Origin of the sequence: Fischerella sp. JS2, assembly GCF_032393985.1 — a bacterium.
In the GTDB taxonomy this organism is placed as follows: domain Bacteria; phylum Cyanobacteriota; class Cyanobacteriia; order Cyanobacteriales; family Nostocaceae; genus Fischerella.
The window spans coordinates 5644140-5667106 of the sequence record NZ_CP135918.1 but is presented as its reverse complement, the minus strand read 5'-3'; the positions used below and the strand labels follow the sequence as shown (position 1 = coordinate 5667106).

18 protein-coding genes, 1 tRNA gene and 1 pseudogene are annotated in these 22967 nt (G+C 42.5%); 11 read left to right on the top strand and 9 right to left on the bottom strand.

Going from position 1 to position 22967, the window contains the following annotated elements; genetic code table 11:
* Positions 1-100 precede the first annotated feature (100 nt).
* Positions 101-1255: a SpoIID/LytB domain-containing protein gene (locus RS893_RS24135; protein ID WP_315788209.1), complete on the bottom strand. Its 1155-nt coding sequence runs from the start codon at positions 1253-1255 to the stop codon at positions 101-103.
* Positions 1256-1327: 72 nt separating this feature from the next.
* Here RS893_RS24135 and RS893_RS24130 point away from each other — a divergent pair, with 72 nt between their 5' ends.
* A complete protein-coding gene (locus RS893_RS24130) occupies positions 1328-1537 on the top strand; it encodes a hypothetical protein (protein ID WP_146007593.1) in 210 nt (69 codons plus the stop codon).
* Positions 1538-1559: 22 nt separating this feature from the next.
* On the opposite strand, the gene RS893_RS24125 is transcribed toward RS893_RS24130, so the two are convergent.
* Positions 1560-2078 (bottom strand): AAA family ATPase, encoded by a 519-nt coding sequence (locus tag RS893_RS24125; protein ID WP_315788208.1) that lies wholly within the window; start codon positions 2076-2078, stop codon positions 1560-1562.
* A gap of 537 nt (positions 2079-2615) precedes the next feature.
* On the bottom strand, positions 2616-4046 hold the full coding sequence (gene gndA, locus RS893_RS24120) for an NADP-dependent phosphogluconate dehydrogenase (RefSeq protein ID WP_315788207.1): 1431 nt from the start codon (positions 4044-4046) through the stop codon (positions 2616-2618).
* A 297-nt stretch (positions 4047-4343) separates the two neighbouring features.
* Between gndA and RS893_RS24115 the strand changes: the two genes are divergently transcribed.
* From RS893_RS24115 to RS893_RS24105, 3 genes are all read left to right on the top strand, one after another.
* On the top strand, positions 4344-5102 hold the full coding sequence (locus RS893_RS24115; protein ID WP_315788206.1) for a Ycf66 family protein: 759 nt from the start codon (positions 4344-4346) through the stop codon (positions 5100-5102).
* 149 nt (positions 5103-5251) lie between these two features.
* Entirely contained in the window at positions 5252-5779 is a 528-nt protein-coding gene (locus tag RS893_RS24110; protein WP_315788205.1) for a hypothetical protein, read from the top strand.
* 108 nt (positions 5780-5887) lie between these two features.
* Positions 5888-7504: a serine/threonine-protein kinase gene (locus RS893_RS24105; protein WP_315788204.1), complete on the top strand. Its 1617-nt coding sequence runs from the start codon at positions 5888-5890 to the stop codon at positions 7502-7504.
* Positions 7505-7575: 71 nt separating this feature from the next.
* Here RS893_RS24105 and RS893_RS24100 read toward each other — a convergent pair whose 3' ends face one another.
* Positions 7576-9102 carry a slipin family protein gene (locus RS893_RS24100; protein WP_315788203.1) on the bottom strand — a complete coding sequence of 509 codons (1527 nt, stop codon included), beginning with the start codon at positions 9100-9102 and terminating at the stop codon, positions 7576-7578.
* 443 nt (positions 9103-9545) lie between these two features.
* Here RS893_RS24100 and RS893_RS24095 point away from each other — a divergent pair, with 443 nt between their 5' ends.
* Complete coding sequence (locus RS893_RS24095) at positions 9546-9713, top strand: hypothetical protein (RefSeq protein WP_315788202.1); 168 nt, start codon at positions 9546-9548, stop codon at positions 9711-9713.
* Positions 9714-9803: 90 nt separating this feature from the next.
* Here RS893_RS24095 and RS893_RS24090 read toward each other — a convergent pair.
* A tRNA-Gln gene (locus tag RS893_RS24090) sits at positions 9804-9872 on the bottom strand.
* Positions 9873-10108: 236 nt separating this feature from the next.
* On the opposite strand from RS893_RS24090, the gene ileS reads away from it, so the two are divergent.
* From ileS to RS893_RS24075, 3 genes are all read left to right on the top strand, one after another.
* Positions 10109-12985 (top strand): isoleucine--tRNA ligase, encoded by a 2877-nt coding sequence (ileS, locus tag RS893_RS24085; protein WP_315788201.1) that lies wholly within the window; start codon positions 10109-10111, stop codon positions 12983-12985.
* Between the two features lie 535 nt (positions 12986-13520).
* On the top strand, positions 13521-15623 hold the full coding sequence (locus RS893_RS24080; RefSeq protein WP_315788200.1) for a M3 family metallopeptidase: 2103 nt from the start codon (positions 13521-13523) through the stop codon (positions 15621-15623).
* A 410-nt stretch (positions 15624-16033) separates the two neighbouring features.
* The gene (locus RS893_RS24075) at positions 16034-16843 is read left to right on the top strand and encodes a DUF928 domain-containing protein (RefSeq protein WP_315788199.1); all 810 of its coding nucleotides are present in this window, start codon (positions 16034-16036) and stop codon (positions 16841-16843) included.
* A gap of 45 nt (positions 16844-16888) precedes the next feature.
* On the opposite strand, the pseudogene RS893_RS24070 reads toward RS893_RS24075, so the two are convergent.
* Positions 16889-18061, bottom strand: a pseudogene (locus RS893_RS24070) (RuBisCO large subunit C-terminal-like domain-containing protein).
* A 180-nt stretch (positions 18062-18241) separates the two neighbouring features.
* Positions 18242-18616: a cytochrome c gene (locus RS893_RS24065; protein WP_315788198.1), complete on the bottom strand. Its 375-nt coding sequence runs from the start codon at positions 18614-18616 to the stop codon at positions 18242-18244.
* Positions 18617-18825: 209 nt separating this feature from the next.
* On the opposite strand from RS893_RS24065, the gene petG reads away from it, so the two are divergent.
* Positions 18826-18939, top strand: a complete 114-nt coding sequence (gene petG, locus RS893_RS24060) for a cytochrome b6-f complex subunit V (RefSeq protein ID WP_102174753.1) — start codon at positions 18826-18828, stop codon at positions 18937-18939.
* Positions 18940-19111: 172 nt separating this feature from the next.
* Here petG and rsmD read toward each other — a convergent pair whose 3' ends face one another.
* Positions 19112-19666 (bottom strand): 16S rRNA (guanine(966)-N(2))-methyltransferase RsmD, encoded by a 555-nt coding sequence (gene rsmD / locus RS893_RS24055; protein ID WP_315788197.1) that lies wholly within the window; start codon positions 19664-19666, stop codon positions 19112-19114.
* 219 nt (positions 19667-19885) lie between these two features.
* Positions 19886-20527, bottom strand: coding sequence for an imidazole glycerol phosphate synthase subunit HisH (hisH, locus tag RS893_RS24050; protein WP_315788196.1), 642 nt, complete (start codon positions 20525-20527; stop codon positions 19886-19888).
* Between the two features lie 197 nt (positions 20528-20724).
* On the opposite strand from hisH, the gene RS893_RS24045 reads away from it, so the two are divergent.
* A complete protein-coding gene (locus RS893_RS24045; RefSeq protein ID WP_315788195.1) occupies positions 20725-20949 on the top strand; it encodes a hypothetical protein in 225 nt (74 codons plus the stop codon).
* A gap of 188 nt (positions 20950-21137) precedes the next feature.
* On the top strand, positions 21138-22508 hold the full coding sequence (locus RS893_RS24040) for a DUF3370 domain-containing protein (RefSeq protein ID WP_315788194.1): 1371 nt from the start codon (positions 21138-21140) through the stop codon (positions 22506-22508).
* Positions 22509-22967 lie beyond the last annotated feature (459 nt).

The following is a 22967-nucleotide window of genomic DNA, read 5'->3' as shown; positions in this document are numbered from 1 at the left end:
GGGGACAAGAAGGAATTGGTTACTATATATTATTCTTCTCACACTTCTCACACCCCTCATACTCCTCATACTCCTCATACCCCTCACACTCCCCAATCCCCTATTTCACCTTAATCGGTGTCAGGGCTACACCTTTGTAGTAATGCCCTAAAATTTGCAGGTGGCTGGCTCCCTGCAAAGCTAGGTTGTAAGCGCCCCATTGACTCATGCCAATACCATGACCAAAACCTAGCCCTTGGAATGTGAAACCACCATTACCGTTGGAGACATTGAAGCGGGTACTTTTTAGCTTTAAGGCTGTACGTACTTCTTCGCCTCGTAGTATCTTTTCGCCTTTGTCGCCAACAATTTTTAAAGCTTTCACACTGTTAAAAGGCGATCGACTTTCTATAATTATTTGTTTGGCATTACCTATTTCTGGAAATTTACTGCTAATTTCCGTAGGACTAAAAGTTCTCATCCAATAGCATTCGCGGATATTTTGATCAAAGTCGGGAACAGCACGCAGGTAGGGTTCTTTGCTTAACCAAACATCTTCGACGTTTTCAGTATGTCCACCAGAACAAGCATGAAAAACTGAGAGGATAATTTGGTTGTTGTAAGTGAGGACTTGCCCGGCGGTAGCGTCAACAGCCGCATAAGTGTTACGAGATTCGCTAATCACACCTTTATAGATCTGCCAGCGATCAGGGCTAGCACCCAAATCGTAAATGGGATTGTTGCGCTGTCTTCCTCGTTCATAAAGGGCATAGGTACGAGCTGCGATCGCTTGGGCTTTGAGGGCTTCTAGGGGCCAACGGCTATCCATTTCGCCACCCAAAACACTGTAGAGATATTCTTCTAAATCTACCCAGTTAACAGCAGTGACACCTTTATTTGTGGGAACAACTAAAGTTCTTCCTCGATACCAGCGATCGCCTATATAAACAAATCCCTTACCTGTTGGTTCAATCCAAAACAAACCAGATTGCCACTTATCTAAGGCTACTCCACCGGGAACTGTTTGGGCATAGTACGCATTCATTGCTGGTAGTTGTCCCAGAGTACGCCCGCTACCATCCTTGACAATCGCAGTTGTAGAACTGCCAACTTTAACCTGCTGGGCATCCCGTTCAATTGCCACCCGCAGGATCACAGACGCTTGGGCTGGTAGACATAATGCAATCCATAAAAGTACACCGAACCACCAATGACGTCCTTTGATTTGGGAAAACAAAGAGGCTAAGAACAGTTGGAATTTCATGCCGCTGATCATTTAGTTACAGTTTATATTTATCAGACGCTCACTTTGACAGTAGTTTCCCGGAGATAGGGTTTGAATCTCCATATGATAGGGATATTTGATGGCATAACTTGTGTGGCGATCGCTTCTTTTAGCGTCACCAACAAATCTGTTGCTGCCAATATTTACGTTTTCATTACTTCTGGGTTACGCATCACTGATCAGCTAAGATTTTGCCTTTGGCTTGATTTTGTCATATCAACGATAGGGAACCGAATTACCGATGAGTCTGTGTTTTTAACCTATTCTGCCTAAGCTTTCTGATTTCAACAAGACCTTATAAACTAAATAACCAATCTTGTGCCGCTTGTGGCGATCGCAAATGTACTACTTGTAGGTGAGCATATTCCGGTTGACTAAACAAAATTGGGTACTCTTTTCGCCTTTTGTGGTAGGTATTTAGTCCCCATAACAAAATAGAATCACGACTGAATGTAGTTTTCCATGTTTCGCGGTTGCCATTACAGACTGGTTGTTGCGTCACTACGCGCCAAAATGTCCGTTTCAGCAGACGACTCATAGTTAAAACAAAAGCATAGTCTAGCCAAACAATTGTATCTGCTTTTCGCCAAATAATTTCCCGTACTTTGCTGTAATTACCATCTACTACCCAACTATCACCTGACAGTGCCTGAGAAACTCTCTGTTGAAAAATATCATCTGCTACTTCTGTCCAGTTGGGTTCCCAGTGCAGATAGTCTAACTCTACATGGGGAATGTTAAGGCGCTGTTGAATTTGCCGCGCCAAAGTCGTTTTACCTGAACCAGTGGTCCCTACGACACAAATGCGTTGCATAGCAAAATTGACACATTAAAATACACCTAAATTAAATTCGGAATTTGAAATTGTTGAAATTATTGAAGAAGGCAGCTATGCAGGAGGCAGAGGGCACAAGGAGCGATGTTCCTGGGGGATTCATACCCACCAGCAATTCGTATCCGCTAAACTTCGTTTTAGCGGGGATCTTAAACCCAAAAGCTCGGACGGCAATAGGGCTGCTCAACCGACAACTCAACATAGATGCCTCCTGCCCTGGTGCCCTCTGCCTTCCTCGCGCAGCGAGATAACTTAGTACCTTCAATTTGGAATTGACTGCTAAAAATTTTGAACAAAGGATATTATCTTGATTTAAAGTAGACCCTCACGGTTTTTTTGCCTACCAACGAGGGTATGAAAAATCGACCACCGATAAACACCGATGCACACAGATAGATCATGAGTTTGCTGCTAAATTAATTTCACAAATGACAAATGACAATTGACACCTACTTAAAAAAGTGGCCCTGAAACTCGGGCCACTTTTAGTTTCCCAGCTTAAAACTTGATGAAGATTTAATGGGACTTTTCAGTAATCGGAACCCATTCGGTGTGGAAAGTACCTGGTTTGTCGATGCGTTCGTAGGTATGGGCGCCGAAGTAGTCGCGTTGAGCTTGAGTGAGGTTTTGGGGCAAGCGATCGCGACGATAGCTATCAAAGTAATCTAAAGATGCACTAAATGCAGGTACGGGAATTCCCAATTTAGCAGCAGTTGCTAAGACTTCCCGCCAAGCTGCCTGTCTATCGAGAATTGTTTGCTTAAATTCTGGTGCTAACAGCAGGTTAGGTAATGCTGGGTCTTCGTTAAAAGCCTTCTTAATCTTGTTCAGGAATCCAGCGCGAATAATACAACCACCTTTCCAAATTCGCGCTAATTCACTCAGCTTCAAATTCCAGTTGTATGTTTGTGAAGCTTTGGATAGCAGTGCCATCCCTTGAGCATAAGAACAGATTTTTGAACAATACAGGGCATCACGCACCATATTGATGAAGTCCTTGGTTGGCCCATTGTACTTACCGGAAGGGCCTGTAAGTACCTTAGATGCAGCTACCCGTTCTTGCTTGTAGGAAGAAATAATGCGGGCATTTACTGCTGCTGTGATTGTAGGTATAGAAACCCCCAATTCCAATGCTGTCTGCACTGTCCAGCGTCCAGTACCCTTTTGCCCAGCCGAGTCGACAATTAATTCGACCAAAGGCAAATTTGTATCTGGGTCGATGTAGGGGAAGATATTAGCGGTGATCTCAATCAAAAACGAATTGAGTTCATCGGTGGTGTTCCATTCGGCAAAAACTTCGTGTAGTTGATTATGATCCAATCCACCAGCATTTTTCAGCAAATCGTAGGCTTCAGCAATCAGTTGCATATCGCCGTACTCAATGCCGTTGTGTACCATTTTCACGTAGTGACCAGAACCACCAGGGCCAATATAGGTAACACAAGGACCATCATCAACTTGGGCAGCAATTTTATTGAAGATAGGAGACAGATACTGATAAGAGCTTTCAGTACCTCCTGGCATTAAAGAGGGGCCATTAAGCGCCCCTTCTTCACCACCACTTACACCCATGCCGATATATCGAAACCCTGCGGGTTCTAGTTCTTGGGTGCGTCTATCTGTATCTTCAAACCAAGAGTTACCGCCGTCGATAATAATGTCGCCTTCATCAAGCAAAGGTTTGAGCTGGGCAATCACTGCATCTACAGGTTTACCAGCTTGTACCATGATTAAGATTCTTCTGGGTCGTTCCAGAGAAGCGACAAACTCTTCCAGGGTAAAAGCAGCTTTGACGTTTCTGCCCTGGGCGCGTTCTGCCATGAACTTGTCGGTTTTTTCGCGTGAGCGATTGTAAACAGCAATTGGGAAGCCATTACGCTCAACGTTGAGAGCGATATTTTCCCCCATGACGGCCAAGCCAATCACACCAAAGCTTTGTAGGGTCATAAATTTTTGGCTAACTCTTCGTGATCTTTTATCTTTAAGGGTAGTCCGAGATTTTCGCTTCTTTCCTAAAGAAGACATTAAAAGTTCAGCGACAGAGTATAAATGCACAAACTACACAGATAAGTAATTTCAATTTGTATCGAAATCAACAATTATCTTGCAAAATTAGTTAATGGTTAGTAGTTTGTTGTTTGTTGTTTGTTGTTTGGAACTACCAACCAACTACCAATAACCAACTATCAACCACCAACCACCAACTATCACCAGTCCCATGACGTAGTTAAGGAGAAACACGAAATGCTGGCACATGTCCTAGCACTAACAGTCGGTCTTGGCAGTATAGCCATTTATTTAGCGGCTTTCTTTTTCCCAGAAATTCACCGTAAAAATGATTTTGTCTGGAGCGGTATAGGACTGTTTTACGCGTTAATGTTATGGGTGTTTGCGCCACGCATTACCGGGGGTCTGTTACTAGGTCATATTGCCAGTGTGGCACTTTTGGTTTGGTTTGGTTGGCAAACCCTTTCATTGCGTCGTCAGTTAGCGCCTTCTGCACAACAAACCCCTGTACCGAGTACAGAAGCAGTGCAAAATACGATTCAGGAACAGGTGACTAAATTATCACTTCCACAACGTCTGGGACAGATACAAAGCAGACTTGGTGGAATTTTCTCTGGTGCTAAGAACCGCGTCCAACAAAGTGTTAGTACAAAAACATCAGAAACTTCTCAACCTACAGAAAAACCAGCTGTTGAGATTCTCGATCATCGTACTACTACAGCACAAGCAACACCAGAAGCAGCTACAACTTTAGACCAACCCATAGATACACCTGTTGATATTGAAGCTAAAACAGAGAGCGTACCGGAGGCAATTCCTCCTCATCCTCCATCACCTGACTTGGTAGAAGCTGCCCAAGAAGCTGCTGCTCAAGCCGAGGAAGTAGCAGAAAAATTAGAACAAATTCCTGTAGAAGAAATTGCACCGGATGCCGAACTTGCCCCACCAGCAGAAGCACCATCCGAACAAACACCACTGAGCGATCGCCCTAGTTAAATAGGGTACAAAAAGACAGAAAGCTGAAGATTGAGAGTAACAAGCCAATAACATAGGCTTTTCAGTTTTCTGTCTCTTATAAAGCAGTTAGTTGGTAGGGCAAACTTATTAGCTATGTAAGAGTTGGCTAATCAACACTAGTAAAGCCAGTGTCTCAACCAATTTCTCTGAAAAATTTGTTTATTAATGGTTCATTTGGTTCTGTAGTTTTGGGAATGAACGCTGAAAAAGTTCGTCTGTTGCTTGGAATAGCAACGGCTGAGTATCGATATAATCCATATAATCAAGATGAATTGGTCTGGGTGTACGGAAATATTGCGTTTTTCTTTACAAATCGTGTTTTAGCTGAAATTGCTTGGCAGACTAATATCTACACCTACGAACCTTGTTTACCCGATGCAGGATCAATTCCTCTTGATCCCTGGATTATTTGGAATGGTCTGACAGTGGTGGAAGCAGAGAGGGAACTAAGACGTAACTCAATCAATTTTCGCAAGGTTACAATCCCGAAAGGATTAACATTCGAGGGTGATAGTGTTGTAGAACTGATTACTAGCTGTAATACGCGATTAATATTTAGAAGCTATTTAAATTGGCAGTTAGAAGGTTTTAATTTATCCAAACGATTTCAAATAGATACACCTTTAGAAACCTTTCTTGAGTTCTATACTTACTGATCTTGGTAGTGCTGTCCAGTGAAAATACGCATAATGTAAAATTAGACGCAAGTCTAATAGAATGATGAGCGATCGCAACCAGTAACACAGGCAAATATTATTTTTACAATGCCCTACTGTATTAACCCCCGTTGTCCAAATCCTCTTGCTCCTGAAAATGTAAATAATTCAACTTGTCACAACTGTGGATCAGAAATACTCCTGCAAGGTCGTTATACAGTTGTTGAAAAACTAGGCAAAGGTGGTTTTGGCACTACTTTTGCAGTAGATGATCGCGGTACACGCAAAGTTTTAAAAGTTCTCACAGATGAGAACTCCAAAGCAATTGAGCTTTTTCAGCAGGAAGCACAGGTTTTGAGTCAGTTGCAATGTGCTGGTATTCCTAAAGTAGATCCTGACGGTTATTTTACAGTTCTACCAAACAATAGCTCTGCACCCTTGCATTGTCTGGTAATGGAAAAAATAGAGGGGGTTGATTTAGAAAAATGGATGAAATCTCGTCATTGTCAGCCTATTTCTCAAACTCAAGCTTTTGATTGGCTCAAACAATTAGTTAATATTCTATCTGTGATACATAACCAGCAGTATTTTCACAGAGATATTAAACCTCAAAATATTATGCTCCGACCCAATGGACAGCTGGTTTTAATCGATTTTGGAGCAGTACGGCAAGTTACCACAACTATCTTAGAAGGCGTTTGTCATACCAGAATTGTTTCTAAAGGCTATTCTCCCCCAGAGCAACAAAACGGTTACTCAGTGCAGCAATCTGACTTTTTTGCTTTAGGACGCACTTTTGTTTTTCTACTTACAGGTAAAGAACCTCAAGATTTAGCTATCTATAATCCTTTAACTAATCAACTGGACTGGCGTCCTTATGCATTGCAGATTTCGCCACTATTTGCAGATTTAATTGACTGTTTAATGGCTCCAGTTGCAAGTCAACGCCCTGAAAATACACAGGTAATTTGGCAATGGCTAGAGAAAATTGAGCAAGATATCAATCAGACAGATATATGGTCACAAAAAACATTACTACAAACATTGCCAAAATCAGTATTATCTTCTGCGACTACGATCTTTTCTCATCCTAGCAAAACACGTCAAAAAACTTGGAAAATCTTTCTTGGTTCAGGAGTAGGATTAATTGCTGCTGTTACAGCACTTATTAATCCAATTAGCACTAAAAACTCAGTTCCTACTAACAAACCCTCTGTTTTAACTCCCTCAAAAGTTTCCATCGTTAATCAAAAATCTCAAGAAACTAGAGATATTAAACCATCTGCTACTGTAGTTAATAAAAATGCAGCGATCGCTACACAGTTACAAACAGAAACCATACAACCCAAACCACAAAAATCTCAAGTAAATTTAAAATCAGAATCAAAAGCATTAAAAACTTCTGTAAACTATAAAAATAACAATCTTAATTTAAATAATAAAAGTAAACGCCCAGTTATTCTCCAAAATCAGCTAAAAATAAAAAGTAAACCAAAAAAGGAAAAAACAGAACTAAAAGTAAACAAAGACTTTAGAAAAATTAAAGTTATAACAAATAAATTATCAAGTGAAAAAACACCAAGAATAAATATTAAGCAGCAAAAACTAAAAAAGCCATTAGTTCCTCAAAAAATAAGACGTAAAACTCAAAATCAGCAAACCAGACACAGGATAAAAGTGAAGTTAAAAAGAAATCACAATCATCTCAAAAAAGACAGGAAGTAATTACTTTGACGATATATAGTTTTTTTAACGCACCAGGTAGCAAAGGTAAGCGCAGAGTAACGCAGAGTTTTTTATTGTCTGTTGATACGAATTAACTCTGTTAAAATGCTATCCAAACTGCCGTTGACTTGAATTCTATCTATCTTCTCTGCAATCCGTTCTAGCACTTCCAGTTCTTTTAAACGCAAGGCAACGGGGTTATCTTCCATCACTTTGGCAGTGTTCAACATACTACGGGTCGCAGCAGTTTCTTCACGGCGACGCACTACGTTTGCTTGAGCAGCTTTTTCCGCCTCTACAACCTTGCTCAAGATTGTTTTAATCTCACCAGGGAGAATAATATCTTTTACCCCTACTGAGTCAATTTCAATTCCATAGTCTGCGGTTTTCTCACGAATATATTCAGCAACGCTTGTATCAATTGCTCCCTTATTCTCCAGTAAGGCATCTAGAGTTCTTTCACCAACAGCAGCACGTAAGGCAAACTGTAGCTCTTTGTACAAGAAACCATTGATATCTGATAAACCATTTTTTGCTTTCAATGAATCGAGTATGCGGAAGCCAGCTGTTAAATTTAAGCGCAGAGGCACTTTATCCTTAGAGAGAATGTCTTGTCCGGATACTTCCATACTTTGCAAGCGCAGATCAATTGTTTCGGTTTGCAAAGAACGTCCAAATATCCACCAAGCATGTATCCCTGGTGGGAGTTGCGCTTGAAATTCTTGATTAATGTACAGTAGCCCAATGTGCTGTGCTGGTACTTCCCGAATATGCAAACAATTACGGCTCAAAGACACTACCTCTGGCGAACCAGATACTAATTCTGCAACTAGGTGAGGTGGTAATTTAGCATCAGCGCTGATGTCAATAATTTCTACCTCAACTTCTCGCCAAAACAGCTTACGACTATAAGGTGGGAGGATAGAAATGACCTTACCTTGATAACGGACAATTGCTACCTGCTGACTTATTAGCTGTACCGTTTTGCAGTATACTGCGACAAATTCGGAATGTCGTTCAATCAGCACATCTTCTAAAGGAAAGCTTGGGTTTGGTACAATCCGGCTAAGAGTACGGATTGTAACATCTTTGTCTACAGACCAGAATGCATACTCCCCTGGTTCTAAGGGTTGCACAAAATTATTTTGTACATAAAGTAAACCAATCTCATACTCAAAGATTTGAAACTTTTTCAGCCCATATAAATCAATACCACGTAATTGCTGCACAAACTCAGCAGGTAGTTCTAAATTTTCTTCTAAGTTGAAGAGATGGGATTCTACCTCAATAAAACCCCGCCAGAAAGCCTGTAGTTGATTAGGCCCAATACTTAGCCAATTTTGACCCAAGCGGACTAAAGCTGCTTGATTAAATGATGTTTGTACTACCAACAGATATTGTTTTAGGTCTAAGCTGTGATTCCGCAGCAAAAGTTCTAGGTTTTCAATTTCTGCTTCTGGTTGGTTGAGGTCATAAGTTTTCACCTGCCAATGCCAACCAAGATATCTGTAGTATCCAGGCTGCAAAACTTTCTTAAAATCACTACGGTGATATAAAATTCCAATTTCATTGGGTTTAATATAAAAGGCTTTCCACATAGAAATTTCAATAGGTAATTTGGGCAACTTTGCCTAATGGGAAATACTTAATGTGAATACCTGTTACTTGGCACAAAAAACGCAAGTAACACATATAATTTTTTTGAATATCCAAGTTATAGCATTTTATCTAGCTTTTTGTAATACAAATACTACAAAAAATTAAAACCAATTGGAAAAATGAATGATTGCGACAGATAGATAGCTCAAAAGCCTATCTAGTAGATATTTCACGATCCAAAATCCAATATCCAAAATCTAAAATAGTAGAACTCTGCCAATGTAGGTATATTACAGTTTCGGTGCGGGCGAGGGCATTTCCCAAACTGGATTAAGATTGCTGCTTCTTTTCCTAGACTACCCGTGGGCGATCAAGAAAAAGAAAACAACTCTCAGATATGCCGTTCAGTCTTTCTGTTCAGTGAATCTCGTTGAGAAACCAGATGAGAAAAACGAAGGGACATACTCAAGTCAGGGAAGAATACACTCGCGCTGGCTCTTTAACTGCCACTACTGAAGATCACAGGGTGACACCAGTAGTAGAATACCTACATCGCAGAGTTTGTAATTTGGGATTTCTCCCATACCATGAAAGTGGTAGTGTCTTTTGACCCGGACAGGGTTGGTGAAAAGTATAGGAATCGAACCTATAACCAATCGGCTGGAAACCGATCGCTCTACCAGTGAGCTAACTTTTGGGGAGTTTGATGTAGGAATTGAACCGACCTCAACCGATCAACTCGGATGCTCTACCACTGAGCTAATCAAACGGTGAATAGTATGCAGTGCTTGGCGGTATACGCAATTAGACCAGAGGCTAGCGCACCAGTCGGGCTTACAGAACCCGAACCACAGCTTTGCGACTTTACTACTATCTTTTCCAAATCTAGCACAGTCAAATAATGAAGCAATTCGCGTACCTTCTTGTGCTAGTTAGCCGTTCTGGACGCGTGGATTCTATAATGATTGGAACAACATCATTTGCTGCTAATTCAGGCATGAAGCTGTGACAGAAACTGGAAGCTATAAGGATACTGTAAACCTACCCAAAACTAAATTTGATATGCGGGCAAACGCTAGCAAGCGTGAACCCGAAATCCAAAAATTTTGGGAAGAGAATAAAATCTATGATCGCCTATCTCAAAATAATCCTGGCGAATTATTTATATTGCACGATGGGCCTCCCTATGCAAATGGCTCTCTGCATATTGGTCATGCTTTAAATAAAATTCTCAAAGATATTATTAATCGCTACCAACTGCTGTGCGGTCGTAAAGTGCGCTATGTTCCTGGTTGGGACTGTCATGGTTTGCCGATTGAACTCAAAGTTTTACAGAATATGAAAGCTGCCGAAAGGCAAAACTTGACACCTTTACAACTGCGGCAGAAAGCGAAAGAATTTGCCCTAAATGCTGTCAATGAACAGCGTCATAGTTTTAAACGCTATGGTGTTTGGGGTGATTGGGAACATCCATATTTGACCTTGACACCGGAATACGAAGCAGCTCAAATCAGTGTGTTCGGACAAATGGTGTTAAAAGGTTACATCTATCGTGGCTTGAAGCCAGTACACTGGAGTCCTAGTTCTAAAACTGCTTTGGCAGAAGCTGAGTTGGAATATCCAGAGGGCCATACTTCTCGCAGTATCTACGCCGCTTTTCCAGTGACGAATTTGTCGGAAGCGGTGAAACCTGCTTTGTCAAAATTTTTACCAGATTTAAGTGTAGCAATTTGGACAACCACACCTTGGACAATTCCTGGGAACTTGGCAGTGGCATTGAATGCAGAACTTAACTACGCAGTTGTAGAAGTTACTTCACCACGAGAAGATGTAGGGTTTAAATACCTCATTGTCGCTGCTGATTTAGTAGACCGCCTGTCCGCCACTCTAGAAACTCCACTCACAGTAAAAGCCACAGTCAAAGGCAAAGATTTAGAACATTCTACTTATCGTCATCCCCTGTATGACCGTGAAAGCCCAATTGTCATTGGTGGCGATTATGTCACTACTGAATCTGGTACTGGCTTAGTCCACACTGCTCCTGGACACGGTCAAGAAGACTACATTGTCGGTCAGCGTTATGGTTTGCCCATCTTAGCCCCTGTTGATGACAATGGTAACTTTACCGCAGAGGCGGGACAGTTTGCAGGGTTGAATGTGCTTGGTGATGGGAACCAAGCGGTAATTGATGCTTTGACTAGTGCTGGTTCCTTGTTAAAAGAAGAACCCTATATCCACAAATACCCCTACGACTGGCGGACAAAGAAACCAACGATTTTCCGGGCCACAGAACAGTGGTTTGCTTCTGTGGAAGGCTTCCGCGAAGAAGCACTCAAAGCGATCGCTTCTGTAAGATGGATTCCCGCCCAAGGTGAAAATAGAATCACACCGATGGTTGCAGATCGTTCTGACTGGTGTATCTCTCGTCAGCGGAGTTGGGGTGTACCAATTCCGGTATTCTACGATGAAGCCAGTGGAGAACCACTGCTGAATGAAGAAACCATTGCCCACGTGCAAGCAATTATTGCCGAAAAAGGTTCTGACGCTTGGTGGGAACTATCAGTTGAGGAATTGTTACCTCAAACATACTGCAATAATGGCCGCACCTACCGCAAAGGTACAGATACGATGGACGTGTGGTTTGATTCTGGCTCATCTTGGGCATCTGTACTCAAGCAGCGTCCAGAATTACGCTACCCTGCGGATATGTACTTAGAAGGTTCAGATCAGCATCGGGGGTGGTTCCAGTCGAGTTTGCTTACCAGTGTGGCAGTTAATAACTGTGCGCCATACAAAACTGTATTGACTCATGGTTTTGCCCTAGATGAACAAGGGCGGAAAATGAGTAAGTCGCTGGGGAATGTAGTCGATCCAGCCATTGTCATTGAAGGTGGCAAAGATCAGAAAAAAGAGCCAGCTTACGGTGCTGATGTGTTGCGGTTGTGGGTATCGTCGGTAGACTATACCTCCGATGTGCGCCTGGGTAACAATATTATCAAACAACTTGTTGATATCCGTAACAAGATTCGTAACACCGCTAAGAATTTACTGGGTAATTTGCATGATTTTGATCCAGCAAAAGATGCTATACCCTATGAACAATTACCGCAGCTAGACAAATACATGCTGCACCGGATGACAGAGGTATTCCAAGAAGTTACTGAAGCATTTGATAGCTTCCAATTCTTCCGCTTTTTCCAAACTGTGCAGAACTTCTGCGTGGTGGATTTATCCAACTTTTATATGGATATCGCCAAAGACCGGTTGTACATCAGTACTCCCAATGCTTTGCGCCGTCGTAGTTGTCAGACAGTGTATTGGTATGCACTGGAAAACTTAGCCAAAGCGATCGCACCTGTATTATGTCACTTAGCCGAGGATATCTGGCAATATCTCCCCTACCAGACTCCCTATAAATCAGTATTTGAATCTGGTTGGGTGCAGTTGGAACAAAGTTGGCATAACCCAGACCTAGCAGCTTTTTGGCAACAAATACGCGAGATTCGCCTGGATGTCAATAAGGTATTAGAACAAGCTAGGGTAGAAAAAATGATTGGTTCCTCCCTAGAAGCAAAAATCTTGCTCTACATCAGTGATACAGAATTATTGAGTGCAATCAAATCACTGAATGCTAGCAACAGCAACGGTGTAGACGAACTCCGTTACCTGTTCATTACCTCACTTGTGGAATTGGTAGATACACCAGAAAAACTGCAAGGTTCAAAATACAACTTGCAAGCCGATCAGTGGCGAATTGGTGTACTACAAGCAGACGGGCAAAAATGCGATCGCTGTTGGAATTACTCTACTCATGTGGGAGAGAATGCAGCACATCCACTCATTTGTGAACGGTGCGTGGCTGCATTAGCAGGAGAATTCTAATAGCTATCAGTAGTTCCAGTCTGTAGCTAGGAAGATGTTTTTGAATATCGAACACCGATGAAAATACAGACAGCCAACGCAAAAACCAAATCTGTGTTCATCGGTGTACCCTTCGGGAAGCCGCTTGCGCGTCTACGATAATAATTATCCCTCCAACTGCGCCACAATCTTAAAATCGACCACCCATGCGCGCGGATGAGTTATCGCTATGCATGATTAGTTCTGTTGAGTTCCAGTCTGTGGCTGGGAAGATATATTTTTGCAAAGCGAACACAGATACACACCGATGCACACGGATGGGCGATCGCTGTGCATGATCAGTTATGTTGAGTTCTAGTCTGTGGCTGGGAAGATGTATTTTTGCAAATCGAACACAGATACACACCGATGCACACGGATGGGCGATCGCTATATGTCATTCTGGAATTTTCTACTATTGACAATTGACGATTGACTAACGAGTAAAATCGCTACATTAGAAGATGGAGAAAAAAATCACAGTTGACCCACACAGAGCGGGTACTCACGTAAAACCATGAGTGTAAACGCCACTATTACAGATAATCCTTTATTAAAAGGCGCTGGTTTGCCTGATTTTGCGAAAATCAAACCAGAGCATGTAGTGCCAGCGTTTAATCAGTTACTGGCAGAATTGGAACAAGAACTAACCAAGTTGGAAGCTGATGTTCAGACAAGTTGGAGTGGTTTAGTAGAACCTTTAGAAAAAATCACCGAACGCCTGAATTGGAGTTGGGGTGTTGTTAACCATTTAATGGGTGTAAAAAATAGCCACCAACTGCGGGAAGCTTTTGAAACTGTGCAGCCCCAGGTGGTACAGTTTTCTAACAAGCTCAGCCAAAGTCAACCAATTTACAATGCTTTTAAAACCCTGCGTGGAAGTGAAGCTTGGAATAGTTTTGACTCTGCCCAACGGCGTATAGTCGAAGCTGCAATCCGTGATGCGGAACTTTCTGGCGTGGGTTTACAAGGTGAAGCACGCGATCGCTTTAACGCTATTCAGATGGAGTTAGCGGAACTTTCTACTAAGTTCTCTAATAATGTTCTGGATGCGACTAAAGCTTTTAGCTTGACGCTGACGAAGAAAGAAGAAGTGGACGGCTTACCCCCGAGTTTGCTGAGTCTGGCTGCACAAGCGGCGCGAGATGCGGGTGCAGAAAATGCTACCCCGGAAAATGGCCCCTGGCGCATCACTTTGGATTTTCCCAGTTACTATCCTTTTATGCAGTACAGCACTCGTCGCGATTTGCGGGAGGTGCTTTACAAAGCTTATATCAGCCGTGCTGCTGCGGGAGGTCTGGACAATAACCCAATCATTGAACGCATTTTAAAGTTGCGTCAAGAACTAGCAGAGTTACTTGGCTATAAGACTTATGCGGAAGTTAGCCTAGCTAGTAAAATGGCTCCCAATGTAGAAGCTGTCGAAAAGCTATTGGAGGAACTGCGCGGGGCTAGCTATGACGCTGCTGTTAAGGAATTAGCAGAATTAAAAGCTTTTGCTGCCAGTAAGGGAGTAGCAGAAGCAAATGATTTAAAACATTGGGATATTGCCTATTGGGCAGAACGTCAACGGGAAGAAAAGTTTGCTTTCACAGCTGAGGAATTGCGTCCTTATTTTCCCCTTCCCCAAGTACTTGATGGCTTATTTGGGTTAGTAGAAAGACTATTTGGTGTTACAGTCACTCCTGCTGATGGTCAAGCACCAGTTTGGCATGAAGATGTCCGCTATTTCCAAATTGCTGATGAAACTGGTAATGCGATCGCCTATTTTTACTTAGATCCCTACAGCCGTCCTGCGGAAAAACGCGGTGGTGCTTGGATGGATATTTGTATCAATCGGGGTAAAGTTGCTGAAAATGGTGTGAGCAAGACTCGCTTACCTGTAGCATATCTGGTGTGTAATCAAACACCACCCGTTGATGGTAAGCCCAGTCTCATGACTTTCGCGGAAGTGGAGACTTTATTCCACGAGTTTGGTCATGGTTTACATCACATGCTGACCAAGGTAGATTATACTTCAGCAGCAGGTATCAATAATGTTGAATGGGATGCCGTGGAATTACCTAGTCAGTTTATGGAAAACTGGTGCTATGACCGCGCAACTTTATTTGGCATGGCTAGGCATTATAAAACAGGCGAACTATTGCCAGAACATTATTATCAAAAGCTGTTGGCAGCCAAGAATTATATGAGTGGTAGCGCGACGTTGCGGCAACTCCACTTTAGCTTGTTGGATATCGAATTACATTACCGCTATCGTCCTGGTGGTGATGAAACTCCCAAACAAGTACGCGATCGCATTGCCACAACAACCACTGTCATACCTCCGTTACCGGAAGATGCTTTCTTGTGTGCTTTCGCACATATTTTTGCGGGTGGTTATGCTGCGGGTTACTATAGCTACAAATGGGCGGAAGTACTGAGCGCAGATGCTTTTGCCGCTTTTGAAGAAGTTGGTTTAGAAGACGAACAAGCTGTAAAAGCCACAGGTAAACGTTACCGTGATACAGTCTTAGCCCTCGGTGGTAGCAAGCATCCAATGGAAGTATTCAAATCTTTCCGGGGTCGCGAACCGAGTACAGAACCACTACTCCGGCACAATGGTTTAATAGCTGCTTAGTTATCAGCAAAGGCAGAGGGCAGATGGCAGAAGGGATTTATCCCTAACCCAATATGCCCTAACCTTACGACCAGCAAAGGCTGCCTTGTAGTTTAAGATCGCCACTAAATTTCTCGCAAGGGAATAGAAAAGGAGCTAAGTGAAAGATACACAAAGCTCCAAGTATGGCGCAGAAGTATAAGTAGGTAGGTTTATGGAGGACTACCCGCTTTTTTGTCTCCACAAAATTAAAGTATCAGCTATGCAAAACAACCACAATGTAAATAAAACAGTGGTGCAACAGCATTATTTTTATTGAATCGAACCGTACTTTACACCTGTAATTTTCCGTGGGAACGAGAGTAAATCAATTACGTCTGAATGTGGGTGGGTACCGTCTTTGGTGAGACAGTTGTAAATTTTTAACCTAAATGTATCGCCCAAATTACTTAAAAGTTAGCCTGTCTTTGCTTCTAAATTTACTTCTGTGTGGTTTACCCTCGGTAGCTTTCACACAGACAATTGCTCAACCACAAACTTCAAATAAACAGAATCGCGTCAACAACCGCAATCAGCAAAGTGGTAGTGTCCAAGTCAAGGTTCCGATCAAAACTCTTCCTGGACGTCGGGAAAATGGTAGCACACGTAGAGGCGGCTGTCTTTTCGGTGATCAACCGCTTATAGTTTTACTATTACCATCAACTAATCTAGGATTGACAACTGCTGCATATCCCAAGTTTTTTTGGTACACACCTGAAAATACAGCTCAAACGATCCTATTTTCTCTCTACAAAGTAGATGAAAAGCTGCGTCCGCGCACTTTAGTGTATCAAACGAACTTTAAACCCAGTCCTCAAGCTAGGATCATGAGTCTAACTCTACCTAATAATGGTAAGGTTCCACCTCTGGCAATCAACCAAACTTATCAATGGTCTGTCTCTATTGTTTGTGATATACAAGACCCTTCTCCCCGTTCTGTTATTAGTGTCCACGGTTGGGTGCAGCGAGTGAATATCAGTAATAGTTTGGCTAATCAGTTAAAGCGATCGAGTTTAAGGGAACGTCTTTCCGTCTATGCTGCACAAGGTCTGTGGTTTGATGTACTATCAACAGTTACGGAGTTACGCGCCTGTAACCCATCAGACACCACAATTTCTGATACTTGGACAAGTTTATTACAGCAGGTCGAGTTAGATTACTTAGCTAAACAGCCTTTTTACCAAAAGTGTCCTCGACGCTAATATCTATATTTGAATTAACTAACTCCCTCCCTTTATGGCAAACTACTAGTCATGCCTACCCCACTTTTCCACAGCACGACGCAGTGAACTTGGTGGCAAACTTTCTGGGGCAAAAGGTTGACCTTGGGCAACACATTCTAAGGCTTCAAAAAATGCCTGCACACCCGCAGCAGCACCATCAGGATGATCCATGATGCCAGTACCAGCGTTGAGAATCACATCTTGACCATAATCGGCTAAGGCTTTGGGAACTATACCTGGATGAATGCCAGCCGAAGGGACGGGGAAGACTCCACGACTACGCAAGATATCTCTTATTTGGGCTTCTTCTGTTGGAGCAAAAGGTAAACTGCCGTAGTGTGCTGGATATAGAACAGCGTCAGCACCAGCATGAGCCATGAGGGTTCCTAATACCACTGAATATGTCATACCATAATCGGGAGCGTCACACATTGCCCCTGCCAGTGCTGGATGGGCAAAAATGGGAATGTTGATTTCGGAGTCATTAGCTAAGGCTGATAGTACTGAAAAACCGTAGGTAAGGACATTTAACAAAAGTGCGTTCGCCCCCTCCCGTACTAAAAGACGGGCTTTCTCTAGTAATTTGTCTGCCGTACCTGTAACGTTGACTGCATACAATACTGTACGCCCTGTTTTTTGCTTGACTTCATCTATAACTTGGCGACAAGCCTGGAGGCGTTGTAGGGTGGGGGCAATATCTAAGTCCCCCAAAATTTCATCATCTTTGATAATATCCAGTCCAGCATGGGCTACTTCTGCCAAAATCGCGGCGTGGTCTGAGGCTGAAAGCCCCAATGCAGGTTTAAATATAGCCATAATCAAGGGGCGGTCAAACACCCCCAAGCGTTCACGAATACCTCTAATTCCAAGTTTGGGAGAATGACCGTAAGTTTCTGGTAGACGTACCGCCACAATTTTCGCTGCACCAGCCATTGAATATTTACCAAATATCATCGTTAAGAGACTGGCTATATCATTTTCCACATTACCTTTGGGAAAGCGAATAGTGGCAAGGCTATCACCTGTTTGGGTTTCGGTTTGGACTGAAACTACTTCTGCTAAGTGCGATCACAAAGCTGCTTCTCTATGGACAAAACGTGCATCCCAAGTTCCGACTGTTTGCCCCACCGCGATAATTTTAGCTTGCTTATAGGGGTTTACACCCGCAGGAAAGCGGTAGTCTACTTCAATGGACATTTGTCTAATGGTTAGTAGTTAGTGGTTAGTGGTTAGTTGTACTCTACAGGAAGTGCTAGGGCGTCTATGAAATCATAAACTATCAACTACCAACCACCAACTACTAACTACTAACTACTATTGTATAGACGCGATGTTCCTCGCGTCTCTACCCACGAACTACTAACTACTAACTACTAACTACAGCGTTTCCAAATAACTAAGCAGGTCTGCCATTTCTTTAGCACTAGGCTGGAATTTCGGCATGGGAGGAGTGTCGCCACTGATCACTTGATGAATTAGACCATAGGGTGATTTGTGCTTGGAGACTCCTTGTAAACTGGGGCCGACACGACCATCCGCTTCCCAACCATGACAACCAGCACAGTTGATTTGAAAGATGGCATGTCCCTGTATCGGATCACCAGTCAGGGATAAAACTGTCTTGACATAGGGGTCGGAAGCTCTTACTATGCGAACAGCAAAAATCCCCAAGACAAGCGCTAGCAAAATTGCCAGAGCCATCAAAGCGATGCGCTGAATCATGATTTTAGGTTGGGTAATTTGGTTATCCAAATTTTTTTGCTGTCAAAGTTAGGTGTACAAAAGTTTTTCATTTCATACACATAGCTTAAAATTTCTTTGATTGTGTTTGCAAGCACAAATCTATATTTTCTGTGTTCTGTTGTTGCCTAAAACCATCATCAGACATGGGATTGATGCCAAATTTGGTAAGATTGGGAACAGGACATAAATCTTTAACAACTGCAACAAGGAGATTTCAAGTGGTTGAACCCCTACTAGACGGCATTGTTCTGGGTCTCATCTTCGTAACTCTGGCTGGATTGTTCTACAAAGCCTACCAGCAATTTAAACGCCCCAATCAGTTAGGAGGTTAATTTCAGTGAACAGTGAACAATTATCAGGTGTATGATACCCACTAATGAAACTGATAGCTGATAACTGATAAATGTGAATCATTGGGGAGATAGGATGTTGGGGTAATGGGGAGACACAATTAGAAATTAAAATTTTTAATTGATTGTGTCTTTGTTCTCCCACGCCTTCTTCTCAATCTTCTGTTTCTGTTTTTCTGTAGAAAGTAAGGGCCGTGTTACCATAAATTTTTTGGCGGCAAATTTCTAAACTGGGAATTACAAGGGGTGTATGATTTTGGGGACTGTGTTCGACTGCTATTTCCCCATCAGCATCTAATAAGCGGTATGATGCGATCGCTTCTAATACTGGCTGGTAAACTTGACTAGCATAAGGCGGATCGAAGTAAATTCGATCAAACTGCTGTCCAGCGAGTTTTGGCAACCACTGCACTACATCACCACGCAGCACTTTCCATTCCTGTCCATCTTTCGCTACTTGTTGCCAGTTTTGTTGGATAATTGCACAGGCACGACTAGATTGTTCGATCGCGATCGCACTTTTTGCTCCTCTACACAATGCTTCCGCACCCATCGAACCTGTACCGGCACACAAATCTAGCCAATAACATCCTTCTATTGTTCCCTGCCAAATATTAAAAATAGCTTCTCTAACCCGGGCGCTTGTGGGTCTCGTGTCTTTACCTGGTAATGTTTTTAACGAGCGATTACCGTAAATTCTTAGAGCCATGAGTTTGGGATCGAAATTAACGCAGACTTAAGTACAAACTCACTTTCGCTCTAACTTTTGATCACAAAAAGTGGTTTACATAAAATATTAGCTAATTACTGTTCCATGAGATAACTATCCACCACTTTTTAGCAGAATCTTTCCATCTTCTCGGCATAGATGGTGGGGAGGATAAAACAGATTTATGAATGAGATAAATTTACAAAAATTAACTTGATTTTAAGCAGCAATTTCTTCGTGATCGCGGACTTGGGCAACAAAATTAGACAGAATTTGCAATCCAATATTAGAAGATTTTTCGGGGTGAAACTGGACTGCCATTAAGTTTTCCTGGGCAATAGCGGCTGTAACTGTTTGACTACCGTGAGTGACGGTAGCAGCGCGGACTTCAGGTTCGGCGGGGTCAACATAATAAGAATGGACAAAATATACCCAAGGTTGAGGCGCTAAATATTCCCATAAAAGACATTTTGGTTGAGTCAATTCGAGTTGATTCCAACCCATATGGGGAATAGTAATCCCTGGTTCTGGACGGAAGCGCCGTACTTTTCCTCTAATAATTCCTAGTCCTGGTTCACAGCCTTCTTCACTGGAATCAAACAAAATTTGCAGCCCCAAACAAATACCTAAAAAGGGTTTACCAGATGCGATCGCTGCTTTGATGGGTGCTTCTAAATTCCGCGATCTTAAATGTTGCACTGCCGGATCAAATGCACCCACTCCTGGTAATACTATTGCATCTGCTTTTTCTAATTCCTTTGCAGAATCTGTGACTTTGGGAGTGGCCCCAGCTTTTTCTAAACCTTTACAGACTGAGTGCAAATTTCCCATGTCGTAGTCCACGACTGCTATAACCGCCATTAACTTGCTCCCTGTCAATTTATTATGGAGGGTAATTCTATTTTAAATAATATTCCTTATAAAGAGAAGGTTGCTATTAATTTATTTTGAAACTTGGCTACCTGATCAACAGTCAAATTCCTCTGATGATTTATTGATTGAACTAGCTAAACTTCATTAGTTATCTCATGATTTAACTTTCTTGGCGATTGTTGCCTGTGGATACGCAACTTGTCGATAATCGAGTACCGGAAAAAATTGCAGAACTCTGGCCGGATGGGATGAACTGCTGTAGTCTGACCAAAAAGCAGAGGCAATTAAGCATGGAGTCCAATTCTAGTTTTGGTGCAACTGTGTTGCATACAAAGGTGAATTTAGAGCAATTGGTGATAGAGACAGGAAATATTGAAATTAGCCATGACCACGGCAAATTTGTCTGTTGAAGGTCTAAATTATTTAGCACTAGATTACCCAAGACAGTCCTAATTAAGAGTTTGCATCTTTATCCACGTTTCTATTTTGACTAAAGAAAAATCGTCCTCAAGAGTTGCTGATTTTTTATTAATTATTCACAGGGTGGCACTTTGATAATATTTTTTGCGTCTGTTTGTAGAAAAATTTCTCTAGGTATATGTTGCCAATCTTACTAATTCTTCCGATCGCTCAAACAACTCCTGTGCCACCATCACCACCTGAAGAAGTAGTACAAACTCAACAAGTACGTCCTTTACCAGGAAAACTGGATCGAATACCGACCTTTAATAGCAATAGTCCAGAAAAAGTTCTGACAGAAGGAATTCTCCTTTCTACCTTTCCTGGTGAAGGCAAGAAAGTCCCAACAGCACATCTCAATTATCCGTTTAAAGGAAGATTTGATATTTTTGCCCATCATGTTGCTGAAGCACCCACCCCAAATGACTTGCGATCGCTGTATCTAGGGATAATCCTACATAACCCAGGTAAACAACCAGTAAAGATTAATGTGTTTCAAGGGGCAACTTATTTAAGTCAGCCAGATGCACCCTTTGTGGAATTGCCATCTTTTACCCAAAATCTTTTGGGAAATGTTTTTGCTGGGCCAGGCGATCGCGTAATGAATGATGTCTTACGCGGACGCCGCCAAGAAATCTTTCCTGCCCAAATTGTGATTCCGCCAGGACAAAGTCAGATGCTGTTGAATGCACCAATTCCAGTCAGAGGACTTACCCCACCTTTGAATGGTCGATCTGCTTTGATGCGTCTGCATAGCAATGGTACTGTCTACGCAGCTAGTTTAGCGATGTTTGCAAAAACCAACCCTGATGGTAGCGATCGCCCACCTACTTTAGAAGAATGGGAAAATTTACTCAATAATGGTAACTTAGCCGGGCCGCGAGATAAAACCCCTACTCCTTTAGAAAAAACTGACAAACCTATAGTCTATGGACGTGTCGCAGGTGTAGCAAACGGTTCTTTTTGGCGGGCTTTTATTACAGATAATGCTAAATCCAAATATCTAACTATTCCTCAGCCTGGTCAAGCTTATTCTTATGCATTGAGTACTGTCCCTGGTGGAACTTTAGGGACTGGTCAAATTCAAAGCGCACCCATGCTAGTACGCTATCCTGACACTGCCTATCGCGCTCATGGAAATTACGGTATCCAATACAGCCTGAAGTTCCCATTGTATAACAACACACAAACACCACAAAAAGTAACTATATCTATGCAGACACCCCTGAAAGAAGACCAGTTGGTCAAACCAGGGTTACGCTTTTTGAGTACACCAGCACAGCAAGTGTTTTTCCGTGGAACAGTTCGCTTAGGCTACAAAGATGATCAAGGTAAACAGCAAACTCAGTTTGTGCATTTGGTGCAAAAGCGCGGTCAGGCTGGGGAACCTTTGGTAGTTTTGAATATGAAGGCTGGTGACAAGAGATTAGTACAAGTAGATTTCCTCTATCCACCTGATGCAACACCACCGCAGGTATTAACGGTTGAAACTGGAATCAGGGAACAGTGATTGAAGAAGGCAGAAGTACGGAGGCACAGGAGGCGTGGGTTGCAAAGCTGCGGGCGAACAAAGAACGCCGTGGCAGAAGGGAATTAAAGGGGGATACCACCGGACACGCCGTTTTGCGTCTTGTGACCCCCAGGAACATTGCAGACGACGCATTATTACACACAAAACGCGCAACCATGCGTGGTAATTCCGCTTGGCGAACTCCAATTGAGGGTGGGTTCTCAAAACGAACGTTTTTTCTCACTAATACTGAGAATAGTTGCAATAACTCCGTTCGTTTTGAGAAGGGTTGCGCGTTTTGTGCAGGTTTTTCCCTCGACCAGTAAATCTTCGATTTACTGGGGGTCTTAAACCCATTTGGCAGAGGGTACAGATGGCTCAATCACGAACGAAAACTTTAGATCTTCGCATAGCTGCCATCTGCCCGAAGCCTTTCTTGATAACTAAAAAATAAAACCC